At 40.3% G+C, this 19606-nt stretch carries 13 protein-coding genes, 1 tRNA gene and 1 pseudogene; 7 read left to right on the forward strand and 8 right to left on the reverse strand.

Features of this window, described 5'->3' with window-relative positions; all coding sequences use genetic code 11:
* Positions 1 to 214: 214 nt before the first annotated feature.
* The 3 genes from IPJ09_01690 to IPJ09_01700 all read right to left on the reverse strand — a co-directional run bounded on the left by IPJ09_01690 (position 215) and on the right by IPJ09_01700 (position 1984).
* Positions 215 to 718 (reverse strand): hypothetical protein, encoded by a 504-nt coding sequence (locus IPJ09_01690; GenBank protein ID MBK7370159.1) that lies wholly within the window; start codon positions 716 to 718, stop codon positions 215 to 217.
* Entirely contained in the window at positions 715 to 1542 is an 828-nt protein-coding gene (locus IPJ09_01695; protein MBK7370160.1) for a helix-turn-helix transcriptional regulator, read from the reverse strand. The genes IPJ09_01690 and IPJ09_01695 overlap by 4 nt, the downstream gene beginning before the upstream one ends.
* A 369-nt stretch (positions 1543 to 1911) precedes the next feature.
* Positions 1912 to 1984 (reverse strand) — tRNA-Glu (locus IPJ09_01700).
* 207 nt (positions 1985 to 2191) lie between these two features.
* Here IPJ09_01700 and IPJ09_01705 point away from each other — a divergent pair.
* The 4 genes and pseudogenes from IPJ09_01705 to IPJ09_01720 all read left to right on the forward strand — a co-directional run bounded on the left by IPJ09_01705 (position 2192) and on the right by IPJ09_01720 (position 10494).
* Positions 2192 to 3454 carry an alpha/beta hydrolase gene (locus tag IPJ09_01705; protein MBK7370161.1) on the forward strand — a complete coding sequence of 421 codons (1263 nt, stop codon included), beginning with the start codon at positions 2192 to 2194 and terminating at the stop codon, positions 3452 to 3454.
* A 49-nt stretch (positions 3455 to 3503) separates the two neighbouring features.
* Positions 3504 to 5027, forward strand: coding sequence for a glycoside hydrolase family 32 protein (locus tag IPJ09_01710; GenBank protein MBK7370162.1), 1524 nt, complete (start codon positions 3504 to 3506; stop codon positions 5025 to 5027).
* A gap of 421 nt (positions 5028 to 5448) precedes the next feature.
* Positions 5449 to 8701 (forward strand): annotated as a pseudogene (locus IPJ09_01715) (TonB-dependent receptor).
* A 26-nt stretch (positions 8702 to 8727) separates the two neighbouring features.
* Complete coding sequence (locus IPJ09_01720) at positions 8728 to 10494, forward strand: RagB/SusD family nutrient uptake outer membrane protein (protein MBK7370163.1); 1767 nt, start codon at positions 8728 to 8730, stop codon at positions 10492 to 10494.
* An 89-nt stretch (positions 10495 to 10583) separates the two neighbouring features.
* On the opposite strand, the gene IPJ09_01725 is transcribed toward IPJ09_01720, so the two are convergent.
* Genes IPJ09_01725 through miaA form a run of 3 tightly spaced genes read right to left on the reverse strand, consistent with a single transcriptional unit; the run spans position 10584 to position 14340 of the window.
* Complete coding sequence (locus tag IPJ09_01725) at positions 10584 to 12977, reverse strand: choice-of-anchor B family protein (protein MBK7370164.1); 2394 nt, start codon at positions 12975 to 12977, stop codon at positions 10584 to 10586.
* 5 nt (positions 12978 to 12982) lie between these two features.
* A complete protein-coding gene (locus IPJ09_01730; protein MBK7370165.1) occupies positions 12983 to 13408 on the reverse strand; it encodes a hotdog fold thioesterase in 426 nt (141 codons plus the stop codon).
* A gap of 8 nt (positions 13409 to 13416) precedes the next feature.
* Positions 13417 to 14340, reverse strand: a complete 924-nt coding sequence (gene miaA / locus IPJ09_01735) for a tRNA (adenosine(37)-N6)-dimethylallyltransferase MiaA (protein MBK7370166.1) — start codon at positions 14338 to 14340, stop codon at positions 13417 to 13419.
* A gap of 125 nt (positions 14341 to 14465) precedes the next feature.
* Here miaA and IPJ09_01740 point away from each other — a divergent pair, with 125 nt between their 5' ends.
* Both IPJ09_01740 and IPJ09_01745 read left to right on the forward strand, forming a co-directional pair.
* Positions 14466 to 15599: a 1-acyl-sn-glycerol-3-phosphate acyltransferase gene (locus IPJ09_01740; protein MBK7370167.1), complete on the forward strand. Its 1134-nt coding sequence runs from the start codon at positions 14466 to 14468 to the stop codon at positions 15597 to 15599.
* Between the two features lie 109 nt (positions 15600 to 15708).
* On the forward strand, positions 15709 to 16563 hold the full coding sequence (locus IPJ09_01745; protein ID MBK7370168.1) for a DUF2911 domain-containing protein: 855 nt from the start codon (positions 15709 to 15711) through the stop codon (positions 16561 to 16563).
* Positions 16564 to 16664: 101 nt separating this feature from the next.
* Here the strand turns inward: IPJ09_01745 and IPJ09_01750 are convergent, their stop codons facing one another.
* Entirely contained in the window at positions 16665 to 18179 is a 1515-nt protein-coding gene (locus IPJ09_01750; protein MBK7370169.1) for a 2,3-bisphosphoglycerate-independent phosphoglycerate mutase, read from the reverse strand.
* Between the two features lie 271 nt (positions 18180 to 18450).
* Here IPJ09_01750 and IPJ09_01755 point away from each other — a divergent pair, with 271 nt between their 5' ends.
* Positions 18451 to 18837: a DUF4783 domain-containing protein gene (locus IPJ09_01755; GenBank protein MBK7370170.1), complete on the forward strand. Its 387-nt coding sequence runs from the start codon at positions 18451 to 18453 to the stop codon at positions 18835 to 18837.
* Here IPJ09_01755 and IPJ09_01760 read toward each other — a convergent pair.
* On the reverse strand, positions 18832 to 19605 hold the full coding sequence (locus tag IPJ09_01760; GenBank protein ID MBK7370171.1) for a TIGR02757 family protein: 774 nt from the start codon (positions 19603 to 19605) through the stop codon (positions 18832 to 18834). The genes IPJ09_01755 and IPJ09_01760 overlap by 6 nt on opposite strands.
* Between the last annotated feature and the right edge of the window lies 1 nt (position 19606).

Raw genomic sequence — 19606 nt, forward strand, 5'->3', positions numbered from 1 at the left:
CATGTATACTGCAATATTTACTTCCTCTTACCGGATTGTTGAGGCACATTCTATCTGATAATATTCACCTTCAAAAATTCGAATATTATTATGTATTTTAGACAGGATTGTGTGAATTGTTTACATGCTCAAATTCAACTCCTTGGATCTAACATGAGGTGTGGAGGGTGATAGCGTTAATTAGGACGGTGTGATTATTGAAACCGTAACCTCTTTATTTTTTTATAATTTCAGCGGTTTGATCCTTGGTAAATATTCTAGGATCTATAATTGGAATCAATGCATTACTAATTATCTTATCCGCAGTATAAACCAAAAATATCCCACGTGCAGTTGAAATGCTAAGTCCGATCAGGGTAGGAAACAATTGTTCAGGGTAAGTTAGTCGATCTCCCGAATGTGTGATGACCTCATCGAAATTTAGAACCTTAACAGTGTTTTTTGTAGCCAATTTTGCTAATTCAATTTTCACGATTTTTCCTTGTTTTTCAAAAAGTGTTATTATCAATGATATTATCACATTTTTATCGTTTGGAACCAAATTCATATTAACATCAAACTGAAATTCATAATCTTCTCTCGCAAGAGAATTAGTAAGCTCTTGAACCCTTTTTGAAAACTCCATACGTTCTACTTCAACATCCATCAAATTGAAAGTGAAACTTACTTTCTTGGGTTCTGGATTGATGGGACTAACTGATGGTGTCGTACGTGTCATATGGCCAATTTAACAATTTCGTATTCTACATATTCAGCATCCTGAGGGGTTGTTGAAGTAAATTGAATTAATTTGCCACTTACTGGCATTGATTTATAGCCTTCAGAATTTGCACTAACAATAGTTGTTGGTACGATGTCCATTTTTGCGGAAAAGGAATTTATCCAAGATTTGGATTGATTAGTCCAAAATTCAATGGGATCAAGAAATTCAATGGAAGGAACTTTGTCCATCATTAATCCAATTTCAATTAACTTTTTTAAAGTGAAATTGAAATTTCCATTTAAAACTTGGCTGACATAGGAACTGCTAACCCCTAATTTTGAGGCAATTTCACTTTGAGTGAAATTATTTTTAGACATGAAGGTGTCTAATTGATAATAAATTTCATTTTGATACCTTGCTAAAAGGTATTCAGGATCCTCCAGCAATTCTTCCTTGGTGAACATCGTTGAAATTATTTGGTAATTGTTTGAGAATAGATTTAAGTTGTGAGATATCAGCCTTTTGGTCAACTTTTTGCCGCCAGATATTATCATCATTCCTTGTCCGTACAAGAAATAGAATCTCAGGTGATTGGTCTTTAATTCCCAAGTAGTGAAATTTGGAATGTCTTTTAATTGGTGAATATTCTTATGTCTGGTTCCATGATTTCCGACAAACTGGATTAATGCGTATACTCTTTTAAGTTCTTTCCGGAGGTTACCATCTTTCATTAATTCATTAACAGCGTCATCATAAAAACAAATCCCATCTCTTACTAAAGCGAAAATATTAAGGTTACATTCAAATTCATCCAGTTTCTTAACGGCAAAGGTAGGCATTCTGTTTTAAGTTATAACTTAAATTCTAATTAATTTTTTAAATCATCCGCTAATTCGACACAAAAACGAGGCAGATATGATTTAATTTTTAATGTAAATAGTATTCAAATTCACGGTTTTACTTTGACGGTTTGGGTATAAAAATACCCACTAATTGTAACTTTAGAGACCCAAAGGATCAAAGTTTCAATAATCTCACTTTTGTAAGCAGCAATAAAAGCATTTTGAAGCCTGAAACGCGGTTTTGGAATCGAGAGGTTATTTTATTCTGTTTCCAACTTTCTGTTACCTCTTTGTTGCTCCATTTATTAAAAAACCCCGTAAACTTTTGATTTACAGGGTTTTAATTATGACATTGAGTACCCTAGGTAGCCCGTACGGGATTCGAACCCGTGTTTCCTCCGTGAAAGGGAGGCGTCCTAGGCCTCTATACGAACGGGCCATATGCTCTTTCAAGCGGGTGCAAAAATAATCAGTTTTTTGAAATATTTGTGAAATATACGCGCCAAACAGAAAAATGGTCAAACTGATTGACAAATTTGGGCTTATTAAATTGTTTTCTCAAACAAAAAACCTCCCAACACTCTAATACCTTATATTTATCTTCATCCCTCTTCTATAATCCATTTAATACTATCAGTCTACCATTATGAAATCAAGTGTATTCTTCCTCACCATTGTAATGATGGTTTTCTATTCCACCAATTTATGTGCTCAAGCCTTGGCCAATCCAATATTGCTCTGGCCATCCGGTGCTCCGGACGCCACGGGCGACTCTGACGAAGACAAACCGGCTTTGATCCCCTTCATTCCTGAGGCCAATGTCCGAAATGGAGCAGCGGTGTTAGTGATTCCTGGGGGAGGATTTACTATTCGCGCGGTTGATCATGAGGGAGTATTAGTAGCACAGTGGCTGAAGTCGAAGGGTATCACGGCATTTTTGCTGAGATATCGGCTGCGACCCTTATATGAGAGAAAGGATTGGTTGCTGGATAGTCAGCGAGGGATGCAATATATAAGGGCACATGCGTCTGAGTATCATATATCTACGGATAGAGTAGGGGCTGTCGGATTTTCAGCTGGAGCAAATTTAGTCGCCGACCTGGGCTTTCACCCTGCGACGGTAGATATGACTAGTCAGGATCCACTGGATCATCAAAGATCTAGGCCCGATTTTGATATTCTGGCTTATGGAGCTATGGCATTTCCACCGAATTTGGACTCAAAGGCGATAGCCGGCATTCCGCCTACTTTTATGTTTGGCACCGTCGAAGACGGAGGCAGTATTCAAGGCATGTCAGTTTTGTTTGCAGACTTTGTAAAAAACAAAGTACCGGTCGAGACACATTTTTTCAGGAATGGAGTCCATGGTACCGGATTTGCTATCGGAGACCCCATATTAGGTGAGTGGACACATTTATTACATAATTGGATGCTGGCCGGAGGATGGCTCACTGAAAAAGCAAGGACGGAAATAAATGGGGTGGTCAGATTGGATGGCCAGCCTTTGCTCAGAGGTATGATCGTTCTGACCCCGGTTGAAAACAAAAATGATCCTCCCGTGATCATTTATATGACCAATACCGGAACCGATGAGTTAGGCAGATTCAAGGTGATCAAATATCAAGGTCCTGTCAAAGGAAGATACAAAGTAGAGCTACGCCAGGAAGCTACCCGATGGACCAGCAATTCCAGGGATCCTTTTATGATCAGGATGATGGCAAAAGAAAGAGACAAAACCCTCTCAGATGCCGATAGACAAGCTTGGGGTGAATACCTTCGCAAAAGAGACCTTTCACCAAGTATAGACCATCAGAAAGTGTTTTCAAAACAAAGACCAGGTGATACTGGTGATTATATTATTGAGGTCGATGGCCGCAAGGATCTAAGGATAGAGGTATTCAGTAAGTGAAAAATGAAAGATGTGAACCATATAATCTCCATATTTTAAAACTCAATTCATGATAAAATACCTTTTGTTAATAGTGAATATTTGTCTGTTAGTGTCATGTAAAGAACAACAGTCAATTATAGAACGACCACATATCTATAACGAGCCCCACAGACCACAATTTCACTTCAGCCCTGAGGCTCATTGGATGAATGATCCTAATGGCTTAGTTTATTATGATGGAGAATACCATTTATTCTACCAATATTATCCGGAGGATATCGTATGGGGCCCGATGCATTGGGGGCATGCGGTGAGTAGAGACATGATACACTGGAGCCATTTGCCCATTGCCTTATACCCGGATTCTTTAGGGCTCATATTTTCGGGTTCTGCGGTGATCGACCAAGACAATACGGCCGGTTTTGGCAAAGATGCTATGGTGGCAATTTTCACTCATCATAATATGGACTTAGAAAAAGCTGGTAGCAAAATATTTCAGAATCAATCTATAGCTTACTCTACCGACAGAGGCAGGACCTTTACAAAGTTTGATGGTAATCCGGTGATTAAAAATCCCGGGATCAAAGACTTCAGAGACCCTAAGGTCCGCTGGGACGACACTCATCATCAATGGGTCATGGTCTTTGCGGCCTATGACAAAGCGCTCTTTTACACCTCTAAAAATCTCAAGGACTGGCGTAAATCCGGAGAGTTTGGTATCCCGGGAGATACCAGGTTGTGGGAGTGTCCGGATTTGTTTCCAATCAAAGTAGAGGAGACAGGCGATATAAAATGGATATTAATTACCTCTATTCAAAAAGACGCACCTAATGGAGGTACTGCCACCAGTTATTTTGTAGGTGATTTTGATGGAGCGGTTTTCAAAGGCGACACTGCTAAACAATATTGGTTGGATTATGGCAAAGACAATTATGCTTTTGTCACCTGGAATAATGTACCCGATGATCGGACCTTAGGGATTGGTTGGATGAGTAACTGGCAATATGCCCAAAAAGTACCGACTGAAAAATGGAGGAGTGCCACGACCCTGCCCAGATCATTAAGCCTACACTTCGACGGGACTGAATTTTCCCTGAGATCAATGCCTGTAGCTGAAATAGAGCAACTATATGAAAAACCAATAATATTAAGTCCTGCAATTATTAAGGATAAACTCCTGGTGTCCCAGGATACTATCTGTAACCAATGTGTATTGGATCTTCAATTCAAGAAACCTACGACAGGGGTAATAAAAATAAGGATTGCAAATAGCCTTGATGAATCAATCACTGTAGGATACAATATCACCTCTAACCAGTATTTTATCGACAGATCTTCTTCAGGAGCAAGCGATTTCAGCAAAGATTTTGTCGGGGTACATCTGGCCACATGCAATTATCAAACTGACACCATACAGATGAAAATCTTTTTGGACAAGTCTTCCATTGAGTTATTTGCTGATGATGGGCGCACTGTCATGACGGACATCATGTTTCCTTCAATACCCTATTCCAATATTGAAATATTTGGGGATTCAATAGCATTGGTGAAAGGGAGGATTCATCCACTTCGTTCTATTTGGCGGCAATAGCCAAACCAATGTTGACAATTGCTCTACAGTATATAATATTGATTTTACTATTACGGCAATAGATTTTGGTGTTTAATTTTGCTAAATCTTTAAAATAATGCACTATAACGTTGTATATATTTACTAATAAAGTATAAAAAATTGTATTTGTGTTATTTGATTACAAATTTGGCAAAAATTTGTGTATTGGATTTAAAATATATATTTCGATATTATCAATATATTATTTTAAAAAATACTACTTCTGTAAAATGACAAATCGTAGAGGGTAACTATTTGATACACAATCACCTAAATGGCCATTTTCGTGTCTAATTTTTCTTAGTAGGTCTTAAAAAATTAAAAATTTTTAAATAGGCCAATGTGTAGAATAATATATAACAAATTAACGTATATTTAACATTACAAAAAATCATTTTGCATGAATACTAAACCTTATTTTAAAAAAGCCGGGCAGATCTTTTTTGCCCTGTTGATTTTTACTACAGGGCTTTTTGCCCAACGTACCATCTCTGGTAAAATATTGGCCGGAGACGACAAGTCAGGATTGATCGGAGCTACAGTGGTAGTCAAAGGCACTACTAACGGAACCAGTACAGATTTTGACGGTAACTTCACGCTATCTGTACCTAATGATGCAAGCACTTTGGTGGTCTCTTCTGTGGGCTTTCTGACCAGAGAGGTAGATATTGCCTCTGTAAACACGGTTCGAGGTTACGCTCCCCGTCGATGTCAGCACATTGGAAGAAATAGTGGTCACAGGCTACGCCTCACAACGAAAAAAAGACATTACCGGAGCCGTCACGGTAGTCAGCGCCAAAGAACTTACAGCAGTGCCGACAGCGAGTGTCACCCAAATGTTACAGGGTCGGGCAGCCGGAGTCAATATCGGAAATGACAATTCTCCGGGAGGAGGTACGATGGTGCGGATCCGAGGATTCGGTTCTATCAATAACAATAGCCCACTGTTTGTCATTGATGGAGTACCGACTCAAGGTACACTCAATCAGTTGAATCCCAATGATATAGAATCCATGCAGATATTAAAGGATGCTTCCGCTGCGTCCATCTATGGTGCGAGAGCTACCAATGGGGTGGTGATCATTACCACTAAAAAGGGAAAAGTTGGCGAACCGAGCATCACTTTCGACTACTATACAGGAACACAAAAGCCTGGCCGCCAACTCGATTTATTGAATACTCAACAGCTAGGTCAATATTTGTATCTGGCAGATATAGGAGCTGGTAAAAATCCTTCCGTCAATTCTCCTTCTGCACAATACAAATTTGGTCCGAGTGGCGAACAGACCATTGCTGATTATATCTATCCTAATGTTTACGGTTCTTTGCCGTCCAACTTTACCTATACCAACGATATCGCGGACCCTAATTTGGGTAAGACTGCTTTTAATATTACCAAGGCCAATAAGGAAGGTACCAATTGGCAAGATGTCATTTTTGACCCCGCCTCTATCTCAAACTACCAATTGGGCGCCAGTGGAGGTACCAACAGGGGAAAATTTTCTATATCGGCGAATTATTTCAAGCAGGATGGAATCCTTAAATATACTCAATATGACAGGTATTCTATCCGGGCAAATACGGAGTTTAATAGAGGTAAACTGACTTTCGGTGAAAACTTCACTTATGCTTATGATGAAAGACAGGGGATCGCCAATAATAATGAATCCAATCCTATTATGTTTGCTATCAGGGTACATCCTATTATCCCGGTGTTTGATATCACAGGTGGTCCTGTAGAATTGGGTGGTACCAATACCTCACCTTACAATGGATTTGCAGGAAGTCGTGGAGTCAATCTTGGTAATGCCCCCAATCCTCTTGCCAGGTTGTATCGTGAAAAAGACAATATTACTAAAGGCAATCACATGTTTGGAAATGTATTTGCAGAAGTAGACATTCTTCCAAATTTGAAAGCTCGTACTAGCCTGGGTTTAGAATATAATCTATATAACCGGTCTGAATATTTCCACCGTGATATTGAAGCTGCAGAGCCAAGAAATGCCAATAGTTTAAATGTGTTGAGCAATACGGATAATTCTTTGACCTGGTTCAATACTTTAAATTATAACCGAAAGTTTGGAGTACATAGTTTTAATCTTTTGGTGGGAACAGAAGCAGTGACCACTTATGGAGTGGGTTTTTTAGCTAGTAGAAGTTCATTTGCATTTGATGATTTGGATTATAGATATTTGGATGCCGGATCTGCAGCTGGTCTGAATAATTCCGGGGCTGGGGCTACACGAAGCGCTTTGTTCTCTCAATTTGGTAAGGTAAATTATTCTTACAAGGACCTGATTTTAGCGGATGCTACCTTAAGAAGGGATGGATCTTCGCGTTTTTCTGCCAACAATCGATGGGCGATTTTTCCAGCTTTTTCTGTGGGATTGAGGCTCTCAGAATTAGATTTTATGAAAAATGTGTCGTTTGTGGATGAATTAAAAGTGCGGGCAGGATGGGGTAAAACCGGCAATCAACTCATACCCAATGTGTACAATGCATATACGCTGTACGCTCCTGATCCAATCAATAATGCTTACGATATCAATGGTACAGGTTCTACTATCGTAGGTGGTTTTGACCTGGTCCAATTTGGAAACTCCAATGGTAAATGGGAGACCAATACTTCCACTAACATTGGATTTGATGCGGTTTTATTAAAAAATAAATTGGAAGTGGTATTTGATTGGTACAATCGTATCACCACAGATATGCTCACCCAGATTTCTCCTCCACGTACTGCAGGTAGTGGTACGGTACCCTATACCAACATCGGTGAAATTCGAAATCGTGGAGTAGATCTTGGTCTTAACTTTAGGGACCAGATTGGCGAATTTAGATATCAGGTTGGTGTCAATGTTGCCCATTATAAAAACGAAGTGCTGAAACTCAATAACGATCCTAATGCTACAGTATTTGGTTTTGCAACCAGGTTACCTGCGATTTCTGCCACGAAAGCAGGTTTGCCTATCGCCAGTTATTATGGTTATATCGTAGATGGAGTGATCAAAGATCAGGCTGAAGCAGATGCAGCTCCAAAGTTTGGCACCTATACCAAGGAAGGTACTTTCAAATTTAGGGATATCAATGGAGACAATAAAATTACCGCTGCAGACAGAACAATCATTGGTGATCCACATCCAGACTTCACCTATGGGTTGAATCTAAATTTAGGGTATAAAAATTTTGATCTAACTATGTTCGCTCAGGGATCCCAGGGCAATGAAATCTTTAATTACGTGCGCTATTGGACAGACTTCAACACCTTTCAGGGTAATAGATCTATTGAATTATTAAATGATTCCTGGAAGAAATCAGGAGATATTGCCAAGTTGCCAAGACTTAACTCCGGGGATGCCACCAGTCAGCAGATCTCCAGTTATTTTATTGAAGATGGATCTTATATGAGGATCAAAAATGTGCAATTGACTTATTCAATTCCAAATCATTTGACCAGTAGAGTAGGTATCAGCAACGCACAGATTTACCTCCAGGGACAGAATCTGCTCACACTGACCAAATATACTGGCCTTGACCCAGATATCAACCTCAGAACTTCGGGCAATGACAATCAGGATATCCATATGGGGATTGATGAAGGTGCATACCCTGTAGCCAAATCATTTCTGATTGGAGCGCGCTTATCTTTTTAATTCTCATCACTTTAATAATCATTGAAATGAAAAAATATATTATTCTATTAAGTTTTCTCGGGATGTATGTATCCTGTTCGGAAGATTTTTTCGATCTCAACCCACAGGGTCGGGCATCATTGGCACAACTGAGCAATAAAAACGGAGTCAATGCATTGCTGATTGGGGCTTATTCTCTGCTTGATGGAGTTGGAGCTGGCAATACCGGTCGGCAATCCACGGTTTCTAATTATGTGTTTGGAGGTATTAGTAGTGACGATGCTGTCAAAGGTACCGATGCGGGTGACCAACCTGAGCAGTCTTTTATTGAACAATACAATTGGATTGCCGACAACACCTACTTTTTAGGTAAATGGTGGCACTCTTATGATGGTGTAGCCAGATGTAATGAGACCATTCAGTTGGTCAATAATGAAAATGTCAAGGACATGACCGATGCAGAAAAGACGCAGGTGATCGCAGAAGCAAGATTTCTGAGAGGACATTATCATTTTGAGGCAAAAAAGATGTGGAATAACGTGCCTTATATTGACGAGACTATCTATGTCTCGACCGATGCTAATTCTACTAAAATCCCTAATACGACCGATATCTGGCCAAAAATCGAAGCGGATTTTGATTTTGCTGCTAAAAACCTTCCGGTATCTCAATCTCAAAAAGGTAGAGCCACGCAATGGGCGGCTAAAGCCTACCTGGCAAAAGCCTTGTTATTTCAGAAAAAATGGGCTGCAGCAGAAGTCATTTTGCAGGATATTATCAATAACTCAGGTAAAAAATTGATGACCAATTATCATGACAATTATCGAACTGCCGGCAATAATAATGCAGAGTCTATATTTGAGGTTCAGTTTTCTGTCAATGATGGTACCAATGGCAACAACGGCAATGCTGGGGATAATCTTAATTGGCCTTATTCATCTACGGCACCTGGCCGGGGTTGCTGTGGCTTTTATCAACCTTCTCACAACCTGGTCAATGCATTTAAGACAGATGTCAATGGTTTGCCATTGATTGGAAGTGCGCCTGATGGCACCCAGGATACTTATAACACCGTGGACTTGCCAAATGATCAGGGCATTGGTGCCGGGACCGCTTTTACCCTGGACAAATCAATTCCTGTAGATCCACGATTAGATTGGACTGTAGGACGCCGTGGTGTCAACTTTTTAGATTGGGGCCCGATGCCTGGATCAACCTGGATCAGAGATCAAGCTTATGCAGGTCCTTTTACTGGCAAAAAATGGATGTATTACCTTGGTGAAGAAGGAAGCACTACGCACTCTACCAGCAAACGCAATGTAAATAACAACTATAGACTATTTAAATTGTCTCATGTGATCCTATGGCTGGCTGAGTGTGAGGTAGAACTTAATAAATTAGCTTTAGCCGAAGGTCTTGTCAATCAAATTCGCAATCGGGCAAAAAATGGATCTGTTCAAGATGCGACCGTTACCACCAAAGTAGAACCCTATCCTGCTGGTACTTTTGCAGCAAAAGGAGCAGACTATGCCCGTAATGCAGTCCGCATGGAGCAAAGATTGGAGTTTGCTATGGAAGGTCATCGATTCTTTGATTTAGTAAGATGGGGTATTGCCGAAAAATTATTAAACAAATATGCTGCCGAAGAAGCTGTTCCAGGTAAGGAGCCTTCAGGACGCACCTTCAATAAAAGAGGTTATATGGCGGGTAAGATATTTACCACTAAAAACAATTATTATCCACTTCCACAAGATGAGATATTGAATAGCCAAAAAGATGGCCAGCCTACCCTGGTACAAAACGCGGGGTACTAATACGAATCATACTTCAAAGTTTTATAAAAAGACCTCCTCAATTGCACAATTGGGAGGTCTTTTTTTTGAGGAATGAGTCGGTCCTTCAATCACATCTTCAACACCTTTTTGACATCACTTGCTCCATTCTTCGCCGTCATCTTTACAAAATAAATTCCGCTGATCAGATCCTTTTGAATAGTCATCGAAGCTTGATTTTTGTAAAAAGTGGTCTCATATACTTTTCGACCCATTTGATCTATGAGTTCTATTTTGCGATCTAAAGCATCGGGCTCACTTTGGATAGTCAGTCGGTCATACATTAAGGTAGGGAAGACTTTAAAGCTTATGGCGTTCGCTGCAGTTTGTACAGCCGTAGTGGTGCCATCGGTGATAGAAAACCCATCTATACCAAATTCTACTACATTTCTGGCATCTATATTGACAGGCTCACTGGCTTCAAAGATGATGCTGACATTGGACTGATTTTTAAGTGTCGACTTATCAATTGGAAAATGATAGAATGTCCATGCAGAAAGATTTCCAGGTAAAGTATCTATCAAAAGGGTGTCACTGCCTGAAGTAATAAATATCTTAAAAGATCCCCCTGCAGGTATGGTATCAAATATATTTAGTCGGGCAGTCCATGCGGCAAAATGTATAAAGGGCTTTGAGATTGAGGTCAGATTGATCGCAGGAGAGATCAACCTGGTATATCCTCCATCTACATCACCAGCAGTGACTGCCGTAGTCCCATTGCCGGTGATCATGCACTGATCACCATAATCATCAGGCAGGTCATACTCCGGATTAATTGCTTTGTCCTCAATATAGGTTCCCAGGGGTTCTGTCCTCCCCCATATTCCGGCCACAGCCGTGCTTTGTGCTGTCCAGCCATAATTAAATAGAAAATTGTCTTCATATCCCTTCAGCAACTCTATGGTGAGATCCTGGGTGCCGGCGATATCGAGTACATCTAATTTTTTATATTGATGTCCCCAGTCCCCGGAATATAATTGCCATTTTCCTTCATGTGCTACCACCGTGGCCGATCCATTGTCCCCGGTGGTGAAGGATATGGTTTCTTCGGGTCTTATCAAAAGTATATTGGTGTTTTTAAGAGGCTGTTTAGAAATAGCATCTATCACCAGGGTTTTTAAGGTAAAGGCTTTTAAGGGTTTTAATAAGACAGTAGTATCGATTATCAGGCCAGTATTTAAATTTAAAGTGAGGTGTTTGACTTCATATCCGGCTTTGCTGATAGTCAAGCTGGTTGCTCCTTCATAAGCACCTCCTGTTTTAAAACTTCCATTATTAAGACTTTTTACTGCATTAAAAGGGATGATATCCCATTGAATCAAAGCATCCGGTATCGCTATCCCGGAAATTGAATCCTTGACCAGGCCCTGAAGATATGATGCATGCTTATAAGTAGGTTTTACGATATACAATCCAAACTCAATATCAGAAGCCAGTATATTACCGGATGGCAAATAAGGGTAGACACCCCAGCATCCATGAAAATCTCCATCGCCTGCGGGATAGGTGTCATAGGCCCCTACTTCTACCAAATGATTAGGGTCACTCGCATCTACTACCGTAAATCCGTCTGTGTAATAAGCAGCAATAATAAATTTATTAAAGTTGAATATATTATGAGGGATCGTATTGCGAATCTGAGTGGTTCGACTTCGATACCGGTCTGTCAAAGTGATATTAGAGAGATTATCAACCTTATATCCTTCCAGATAGGCATTGGCTCGCTCATCGGTCGTATAAGCAAAGGCACCGTCATCAGATAAGGCTATACTATGCGTAAAAGCATTGCCTGTCCTTTGATTGGCGATTTTTTTGGGTTTGGTTTTGTCTTTAAGGTCCCAGACAGTAAATTCTCCTGCGATGATATCTGCAGACCAGAAAGTATCTCTCCTCACAAATCCACCGTGAGAATAATTGGGATTAAAAATGCCTATATATTCGGGGACATCAGGATTCTTGTTCAAATCCAGCATCACCAATCCTTGATGCACATTGCTGCCATGCAGAAAACAAATTCCGTTTTCGTCTATCAATAAATCATGGGCTCGATCCAAGGAGACTGTTTTAGAAATTCCTAGCGTTTTGTCATCCACTTTAAGCGTAGGATGCCAAAAGCTCCAGGTTATTTTTGCAGGCGCCTGGCTCATATTGATGATCAAAACGCCATCTGCACCTTTGTCGGCCACTACATATGCCCGGTTTTTGTATGTTTTTATTTCACGCCAAAGATTTACTACACCGGGTATGAATTGTAACTCTACCGGTTTTTTTGGGTCAGTCACATCAAACACACTGGTACCGGTGACCCTACCGACAAATGCATATTCTCTTCCATTGGTGTCAGCATAACCCCAAACATCAGCACAATCGTCTGCAAATCGCACGTGTGACATCAGCTCCATATTGTAGTTCTGAGTCAAGCCGATGAATGGCAAGAAGATAAAATAAATGATCAGGGGTCTCATAAAGATTATTTATTGATTAGCATTACAGTAAGTCTGCTAATACAAATTAATTCCCCGGAGTCATTCCTGATCTCGATATTCCATACATGAATAGTACGACCTATTTTTATCGGACTTGCTTTGCCGGTGACCACACCGCTGGTGACAGCTTTGAGATGATTGGCATTCAGTTCCAGTCCTACCGGATAGGTATTAGGCGTATCGATAAATAGGGTAGAGCCCACACTTCCCAGCGTTTCTGCGAGCGCTGCTGAAGCTCCACCGTGCAATAAACCGAGCGGTTGCTTCGTACGATGATCGACTGGCATAGTAGCGATGAGAAAATCATCACCTACTTCTTTAAACCGGATACCTAGATTTTCTGTTAGGGTGTTTTGTGACCTTTCGTCTAATTGCTCAGGAGTCGGTTTGAACTTAAATAAATACTGCATACTTAAGCTCAAAGATAGGGGTTGTTTAGTTTGCGTTCTATTTCGACGATCAGTTGGTCCAGGTCATTGGTATTTATGACAGGCCATTGAAGAGGTTTCCACCAGGTCCATTGACGCTTCGCGTAGTTGCGTGTGTGTTGTTTTATTTTGGCTATTACGGTGGGTTGATCGCATTGACCCTCAAAATGGTGCCACCATTCTCTATAGCCTACTGTCTCCAGGCTCTTGAGATGTTTAAATGGAAATAGTGAACTTGCTTCTTCTTTGAGCCCCTGTTTTATCATAAGATCGACCCGTTGGTCTATTCTCTGGTAAACTTGTGTGCGATCATCATCGACAAAATATTTTAATACTTCAAATTGACGAGGTTTGATGGAAGCTTGTCTTTGATCAGAAAATTTTTTCCCCGTAGTCAGTATTACTTCCATAGCCCTGCTGAGCCTTCGGGTATTGTTTTGATCCATAGAAGCAAAATATTCGGGATCATTGATTTGTATAAATGATTGCAAACCGGGTAGCCCTTGATTTATCATCAGGTCTTGCACGGTGATTTTGATGTCCGGAGGTATCGCAGGGAAAGTGTCCAATCCGTGCAATACGGCATTGATATATAAACCAGTACCCCCTACCAGGATGGCCAGATCATTTGTATGAAACAGTTGGTCTAAAATGTCTAGTGCATCCTGTTCATATCGTCCTACACTGTAATCGTCCTGAATTGAAATATGACCGATAAGGTGGTGTGGTACCAGTTCCAGATCCTCCTTCGATGGTTTGTTTACTCCTATTTGCAGTTCCCGGTATACTTGCCTGCTGTCGGCATTGACGATCTCGCATTGAAAATGCTGGGCTAACCGGAGCGCAATGGCCGATTTGCCTACTGCCGTAGGCCCACCGATCACAATAAGCTGTTTTGAAACAGATGATTTCATTAGAATTAGTATGAAAGTAATATTTTTGAACCTTTTCCGCTACCGACCACATGCTGTATTATATCATCAGGCCTATTGTACGATTAACCTTCCGTATATTTTTCAGTAAAATCCATCTGCATAATATGGACCGGATACCGGTTGACAGACCGGTCCTGATAGCCAGCAATCACCCCAGCGCCTTCCTGGAAGCATGTCTGCTCGCTACCCACTTTCCCAAGTCACTTCATTTTTTAGTGCGGGGGGATATTTTTATCAACAAGTTTGTGATCTGGTTATTGGCCCAATTACATCTGACTCCCATCTATCGTTTTGCTGATGGCTTTAAAAATCTTAGGGCCAATGAAAACACTTTTAGTGATTGTTATAAAAGATTGAAGGATAAGGAGATCATCGTTGTATATGCTGAAGGCAATACCACCCAGGAGAAAAGGCTAAGACCCATTCAAAAAGGACTTGCCAAAATAGCGTTTGGAGCACTGGATATATATCCTGACATGGATCTGTGCATCGTGCCTTTGGGTGTCAATTATACCCATCCAAATGATTTTAGAAGCGAGGTATTTGTGGAAGTCGGTATGCCCATTGAATTAGAATCTTATTTTCAAAAATATAAAACAGAGAGTCAGAAGGCTATCACAGAGCTTACGCAGGAGATAGAACTGAAAATGAAGCCCTTGGTGATTCATATCAATAAAGATGAAGACCTTCCTTTGGCTGAGAAACTTTGGTTGCTCGCCAAATCTATAGCGCCTGAAAGCTTTTGGCCGGTATTGGATCGAAGCGGCGAACGATTCGCCTTGGATAAGAGCATCAGCTTGAGAATCAATGATATGGATGAAAAGGCAAAAACCGAATTGCAAAACAAGATCCTGATACCATTGCAAATCCCTGCCTCTACCGGCACTACCATTATATTCATACCTGCCATGATCGGAAAACTAATTAATTTTTTGCCTTTTACTATAGCTACCCAAATAGCCAAATCGAAGGTGAAAAGAATTGAGTTTTTTGCATCAGTGTTGGTCGGCTCGGGTATGTTTATTTATATCCTTTACGCTACTGTGATCGCGATTTTGAGTCATGCAGCTGATATTCCTGTAGTGATGGCCCTCGGCAGTTTGGTGATTTGTGGACTGATCTATTTATACCGTGATCACCTGTTGGTTAAACAAAAACTCTCCACGATCCGGCAATTGAATGGAGAAATAATAAAAAAAATTACGGACAAAGGATCCTTTGACAGCGTATCCTTATAAAATCTTAATCAGTTAACATATATTTAATCTTTTCTTAAGTAAGGGGTTATGATTTATAATGACATGATAGTGTTACCTTTGTGAAAATTATTAACTAAAAATTATTGAAATGAAAAGATCTATTCTATTAAGTTTAATCATGACTTTGGGTATATTTAGCCTCAATGCCCAGATTCGTACTCCTCAACCAAGCCCTACTTCTAAAATAGAGCAGTCTGTAGGATTGTCCACTATTACAGTCGAATATAGCCGACCAGGCGTAAAAGGCCGCAAAGTATATGGTGATCTGGTACCTTTTGGTCAACCCTGGAGGACAGGTGCCAATCAAGGTACTAAACTGACTTTTAGTGATGATGTAAAAATCAATGGCAAAGACATTAAAAAAGGTAAATATTCTTTGTTTACGATCCCTGGAGAAAATGAGTGGAGCATTATCCTACATACCGATGCCAACTTAGGCGTACCAGGAGGAGATGACTATAAAGTGGCTGATGAAGCTATCCGATTTACAGCAAAACCTTCCAAATTGGGATTTAATATGGAATCTTTTACCATTGACTTTGCCAATATTAAAGACAATGGAGCGGATCTATATCTTGCATGGGAAAATACCGTAGTATCATTTAATATCGATGTAAATACCGATGCCAGAGTAATGGCTGGAATCAAAAGTACTATGGCTGGTCCTTCTGCAGGAGACTATATGAATGCTGCCAACTATTACAGCAGTGCTGGCAAAGACATCAATCAAGCGGTGACCTGGGCGGCCAAAGCCGTCAGCATGGGATCCAATCAATTCTTTAATCTTCGCCAATATAGCTTGATACTCGCCAAAGCCGGTAAATATACTGAAGCGATCGCGGTGGCTAAAGAATCTTTGACCAAGTCTCAGGAAGCAAAGAACAATGATTACATCAAAATGAATGAAGCCTCTATCAAAGAATGGATGGCTATGAAAAAATAAGTTTTATAAAATCGATATAAAAAAAGCTGATGTCTTTAAGTCATCAGCTTTTTTTTTGAGTATGGGGCTTGGTCGGAGGTCACATAACGCGTGCCGGCAGGTTAAAATAGAATATTCCCGGTCATTTCTGCAGGGATATCTACACCCATGAGTTTTAATATAGTAGGAGCCACATCACCCAATTTTCCATGATGCAATTGAATGGGTTGTGTTCCGATGTAAATCACTGGTACTGGGTTTTTGGTATGTGCGGTATTAGGACTTCCATCGGGATTGATCATGGTGTCTGCATTGCCATGATCTGCGAGGATGATAAATTGATAACTTTTTTCCAAACCTTTGGTGACTATTTTTTCTACGCAAGCATCTACTGTCTCTGCAGCTTTGATCCCAGCTTCAAAAACGCCGGTATGACCAACCATATCGGTATTGGCAAAATTTAGACAAATGAAGTCTGGATCACTGGTCTCCCAATGCTCCAGTAAAGCGGCAGTTAGCTCTGGTGCAGACATCTCAGGTTGCAGATCGTAGGTGGCCACCTTTGGAGACGGAATCATTATCCTGCTTTCGCCTTTGAATGGAATTTCCCGGCCGCCGGAGAAAAAGAAGGTCACATGTGGATATTTTTCGGTTTCAGCCATACGCACTTGCGTCAAACCACGCGTAGCAATGACTTCCCCAAGCGTATTATTTAAATTATCGGTTTTAAATAATGCAGGAATGCCTTTAAAGCTAGCATCATACTCTGTCATAGTGACGAAATCCAGTTTTAGTGGATGCATGTTGAATTCATGAAAGGCTGTCTGAGTTAATACCTCAGTGAGTTGTCTGGGCCTGTCGGTGCGGAAATTGAAGAATAAAACTGCATCGCCATCTTTGATGAGCAGGTCGGGATCAGGAGCTCCAAGGAGGGTAGGTTCGATGAATTCATCTGTAATATTTTGGGAATATGCTTTTAATAATGCTTCTTCGGCGGTATCAGCTGTATCTCCTATGCCATGCACCAGCAGATCATAAGCTTTTTTGACCCGCTCCCAACGCTTATCTCTATCCATGGCATAATACCGTCCACAGATAGATACTAGTCTGGCATCGCTATTCTTAATATGATCTGTCAATGTTTTAATAAATCCAATGCCGCTTTTAGGATCAGTATCCCGGCCATCCATGAAAGCATGAATACTTATTTTCCTGATCTGGTGTTTCTGTAATATATCGCAAAGGGCGATGAGATGGTCCAGGTGAGAGTGTACACCTCCATCCGATACCAGCCCCATGAGGTGAATTCGGTGTCCATTCGTTTTACAGCGCTCAATAAGTTGAAGGAGTTCAGGATTGAGATCAAGTTCTTTGGTACGAATGGCTTTATTGATTCTAGCCAGTTCCTGGTAGACGACTCTACCGGCGCCTAGATTGAGGTGGCCTACTTCTGAATTGCCCATTTGGCCATCAGGTAAACCTACTTCTTCGCCAAACGTGGTCAAAGTACTATGGGGATAGGTTTTCCAGGCATTGTCGAAAAAAGGGGTGGCTGCCGACGCGATTGCATCGGCATTGTAATCAGGGCCAATTCCCCAGCCATCCAGTATCAGTAGCGCAAGTTTATTAATTTTCATTCGTGTTTTTTTGCAAAATTATTCTTTTATAAGTATTTGAATCACAAATATTAAGCAGTTTTTTGCCCTTTACAGACCTGGCAGGCATGGTCTGAGCACGATCCTATTCAAAAATAGAGAGATATAGTTTATATTGTAATAGCATAGGCTTCAACCTTTTATTGAATAATCTCGTTTATGATGAAAGGCTGGTCAGTTTCTTTTAACTATTAATTAAGTGTTTGTTTGAACTGTGCACCGTAATAAATATGTTTTGAATAAAATTGCAAAAATGAAACTCATAGGTTATATCTTATTCTTGTTCTTAAATCAACTATTGCCGGCACAGTCAGTCAAAGGAGTTTTACAAGCTTTGGCGCAGCAAGACCAAACATTTCTCAATCAAAATTTTGCTTCAGAAGTTCACTATTCTCTTGACCTGCAATCATACGAAGGATCTAAAATAGAAGCTATACAATCGGTATTAAATTTTGTAGGTTCATCTTCCGGCAAGAATTTCAAGATTATTCACGAAGGGGTACCTAAAGGCAAAGAATCCTTTATGGGCATAGGCAATCTGGTGTCAGACAAGGGCAAGTTTAGAGTGTATATCACATTTCATTTTAAAGACAATAAGTACCTGGTTAATGAGCTGAAAATTGAAAAAGACGGTCTATAACGGATCATTTTTTATTCCCAGGTTAAACAGCGCAAAATCATATTTAACCGGATCATTTGGATCTAATGTTCTCAATATTTCTGTCAGTTCGTTCACTGTATGCCAGTTTTTAGATTCGGTTTGTAATAAATGGAGGTTACGGGCTACTCTATGTACATGCACATCCAGAGGAATCATCAGATCCCGAGGCTTGATATGAGTCCATAGACCAAAATCTACACCTTTTTTGGGCGATCTGACCATCCACCTCAAATACATACAAAGCCTCTTACAGGTAGATCCTGTCGACGGATGGGATACATGCTTTTTAGTCCTTGGCATAAAATCCTTCAGACTAAAAAAATAGGAATAAAATTGGTTTAACGCCTGCTCTACACTTTCAAATCGACCTTGAGTTAAAAATGCAGTTTCCAAGGTCTCATAATGGCGATAATGGTGTCTTAAAAATCTGATAAAGTACAGTAAATCATCATATTGAAAGGTCCTATGTTTAAAGGATTGTAATTTTTTGAGGTCATGAGCAGTATGGCCCATCATAAATTGATAGGGAGCATGATCCATCATAATCATCAGTTCACGACTTTTATTGATGATGGTTTTGCGATTACCCCAGGAAAAAATGGCGGCAAATAACCCACTTATTTCAATATCTGCCAGTAAGTGGTATTCATGAGGAATACTGATTGGGTCCGTCTGTATAAAGTCAGGACTTTCATATTGAAGTACCAACTTTTCAAGCCGATCCTGGACTAATCCGGATGCAGTCATT

The organism is Saprospiraceae bacterium (assembly GCA_016709995.1).
GTDB lineage: Bacteria > Bacteroidota > Bacteroidia > Chitinophagales > Saprospiraceae > JADJLQ01.

What these genes read in the sequence shown, in the direction of transcription:
- IPJ09_01710 (MBK7370162.1), top strand. Translation starts at nt 3,504, where the DNA reads ATGATAAAATACCTTTTGTTAATAGTGAATATTTGTCTGTTAGTGTCA.
- IPJ09_01705 (MBK7370161.1), top strand. Translation starts at nt 2,192, where the DNA reads ATGAAATCAAGTGTATTCTTCCTCACCATTGTAATGATGGTTTTCTAT.
- miaA (MBK7370166.1), bottom strand. Translation starts at nt 14,340, where the DNA reads ATGAAATCATCTGTTTCAAAACAGCTTATTGTGATCGGTGGGCCTACG.
- IPJ09_01755 (MBK7370170.1), top strand. Translation starts at nt 18,451, where the DNA reads ATGAAACTCATAGGTTATATCTTATTCTTGTTCTTAAATCAACTATTG.
- IPJ09_01725 (MBK7370164.1), bottom strand. Translation starts at nt 12,977, where the DNA reads ATGAGACCCCTGATCATTTATTTTATCTTCTTGCCATTCATCGGCTTG.
- IPJ09_01750 (MBK7370169.1), bottom strand. Translation starts at nt 18,179, where the DNA reads ATGAAAATTAATAAACTTGCGCTACTGATACTGGATGGCTGGGGAATT.
- IPJ09_01760 (MBK7370171.1), bottom strand. Translation starts at nt 19,605, where the DNA reads ATGACTGCATCCGGATTAGTCCAGGATCGGCTTGAAAAGTTGGTACTT.
- IPJ09_01695 (MBK7370160.1), bottom strand. Translation starts at nt 1,542, where the DNA reads ATGCCTACCTTTGCCGTTAAGAAACTGGATGAATTTGAATGTAACCTT.
- IPJ09_01720 (MBK7370163.1), top strand. Translation starts at nt 8,728, where the DNA reads ATGAAAAAATATATTATTCTATTAAGTTTTCTCGGGATGTATGTATCC.
- IPJ09_01690 (MBK7370159.1), bottom strand. Translation starts at nt 718, where the DNA reads ATGACACGTACGACACCATCAGTTAGTCCCATCAATCCAGAACCCAAG.
- IPJ09_01740 (MBK7370167.1), top strand. Translation starts at nt 14,466, where the DNA reads ATGGACCGGATACCGGTTGACAGACCGGTCCTGATAGCCAGCAATCAC.
- IPJ09_01730 (MBK7370165.1), bottom strand. Translation starts at nt 13,408, where the DNA reads ATGCAGTATTTATTTAAGTTCAAACCGACTCCTGAGCAATTAGACGAA.
- IPJ09_01745 (MBK7370168.1), top strand. Translation starts at nt 15,709, where the DNA reads ATGAAAAGATCTATTCTATTAAGTTTAATCATGACTTTGGGTATATTT.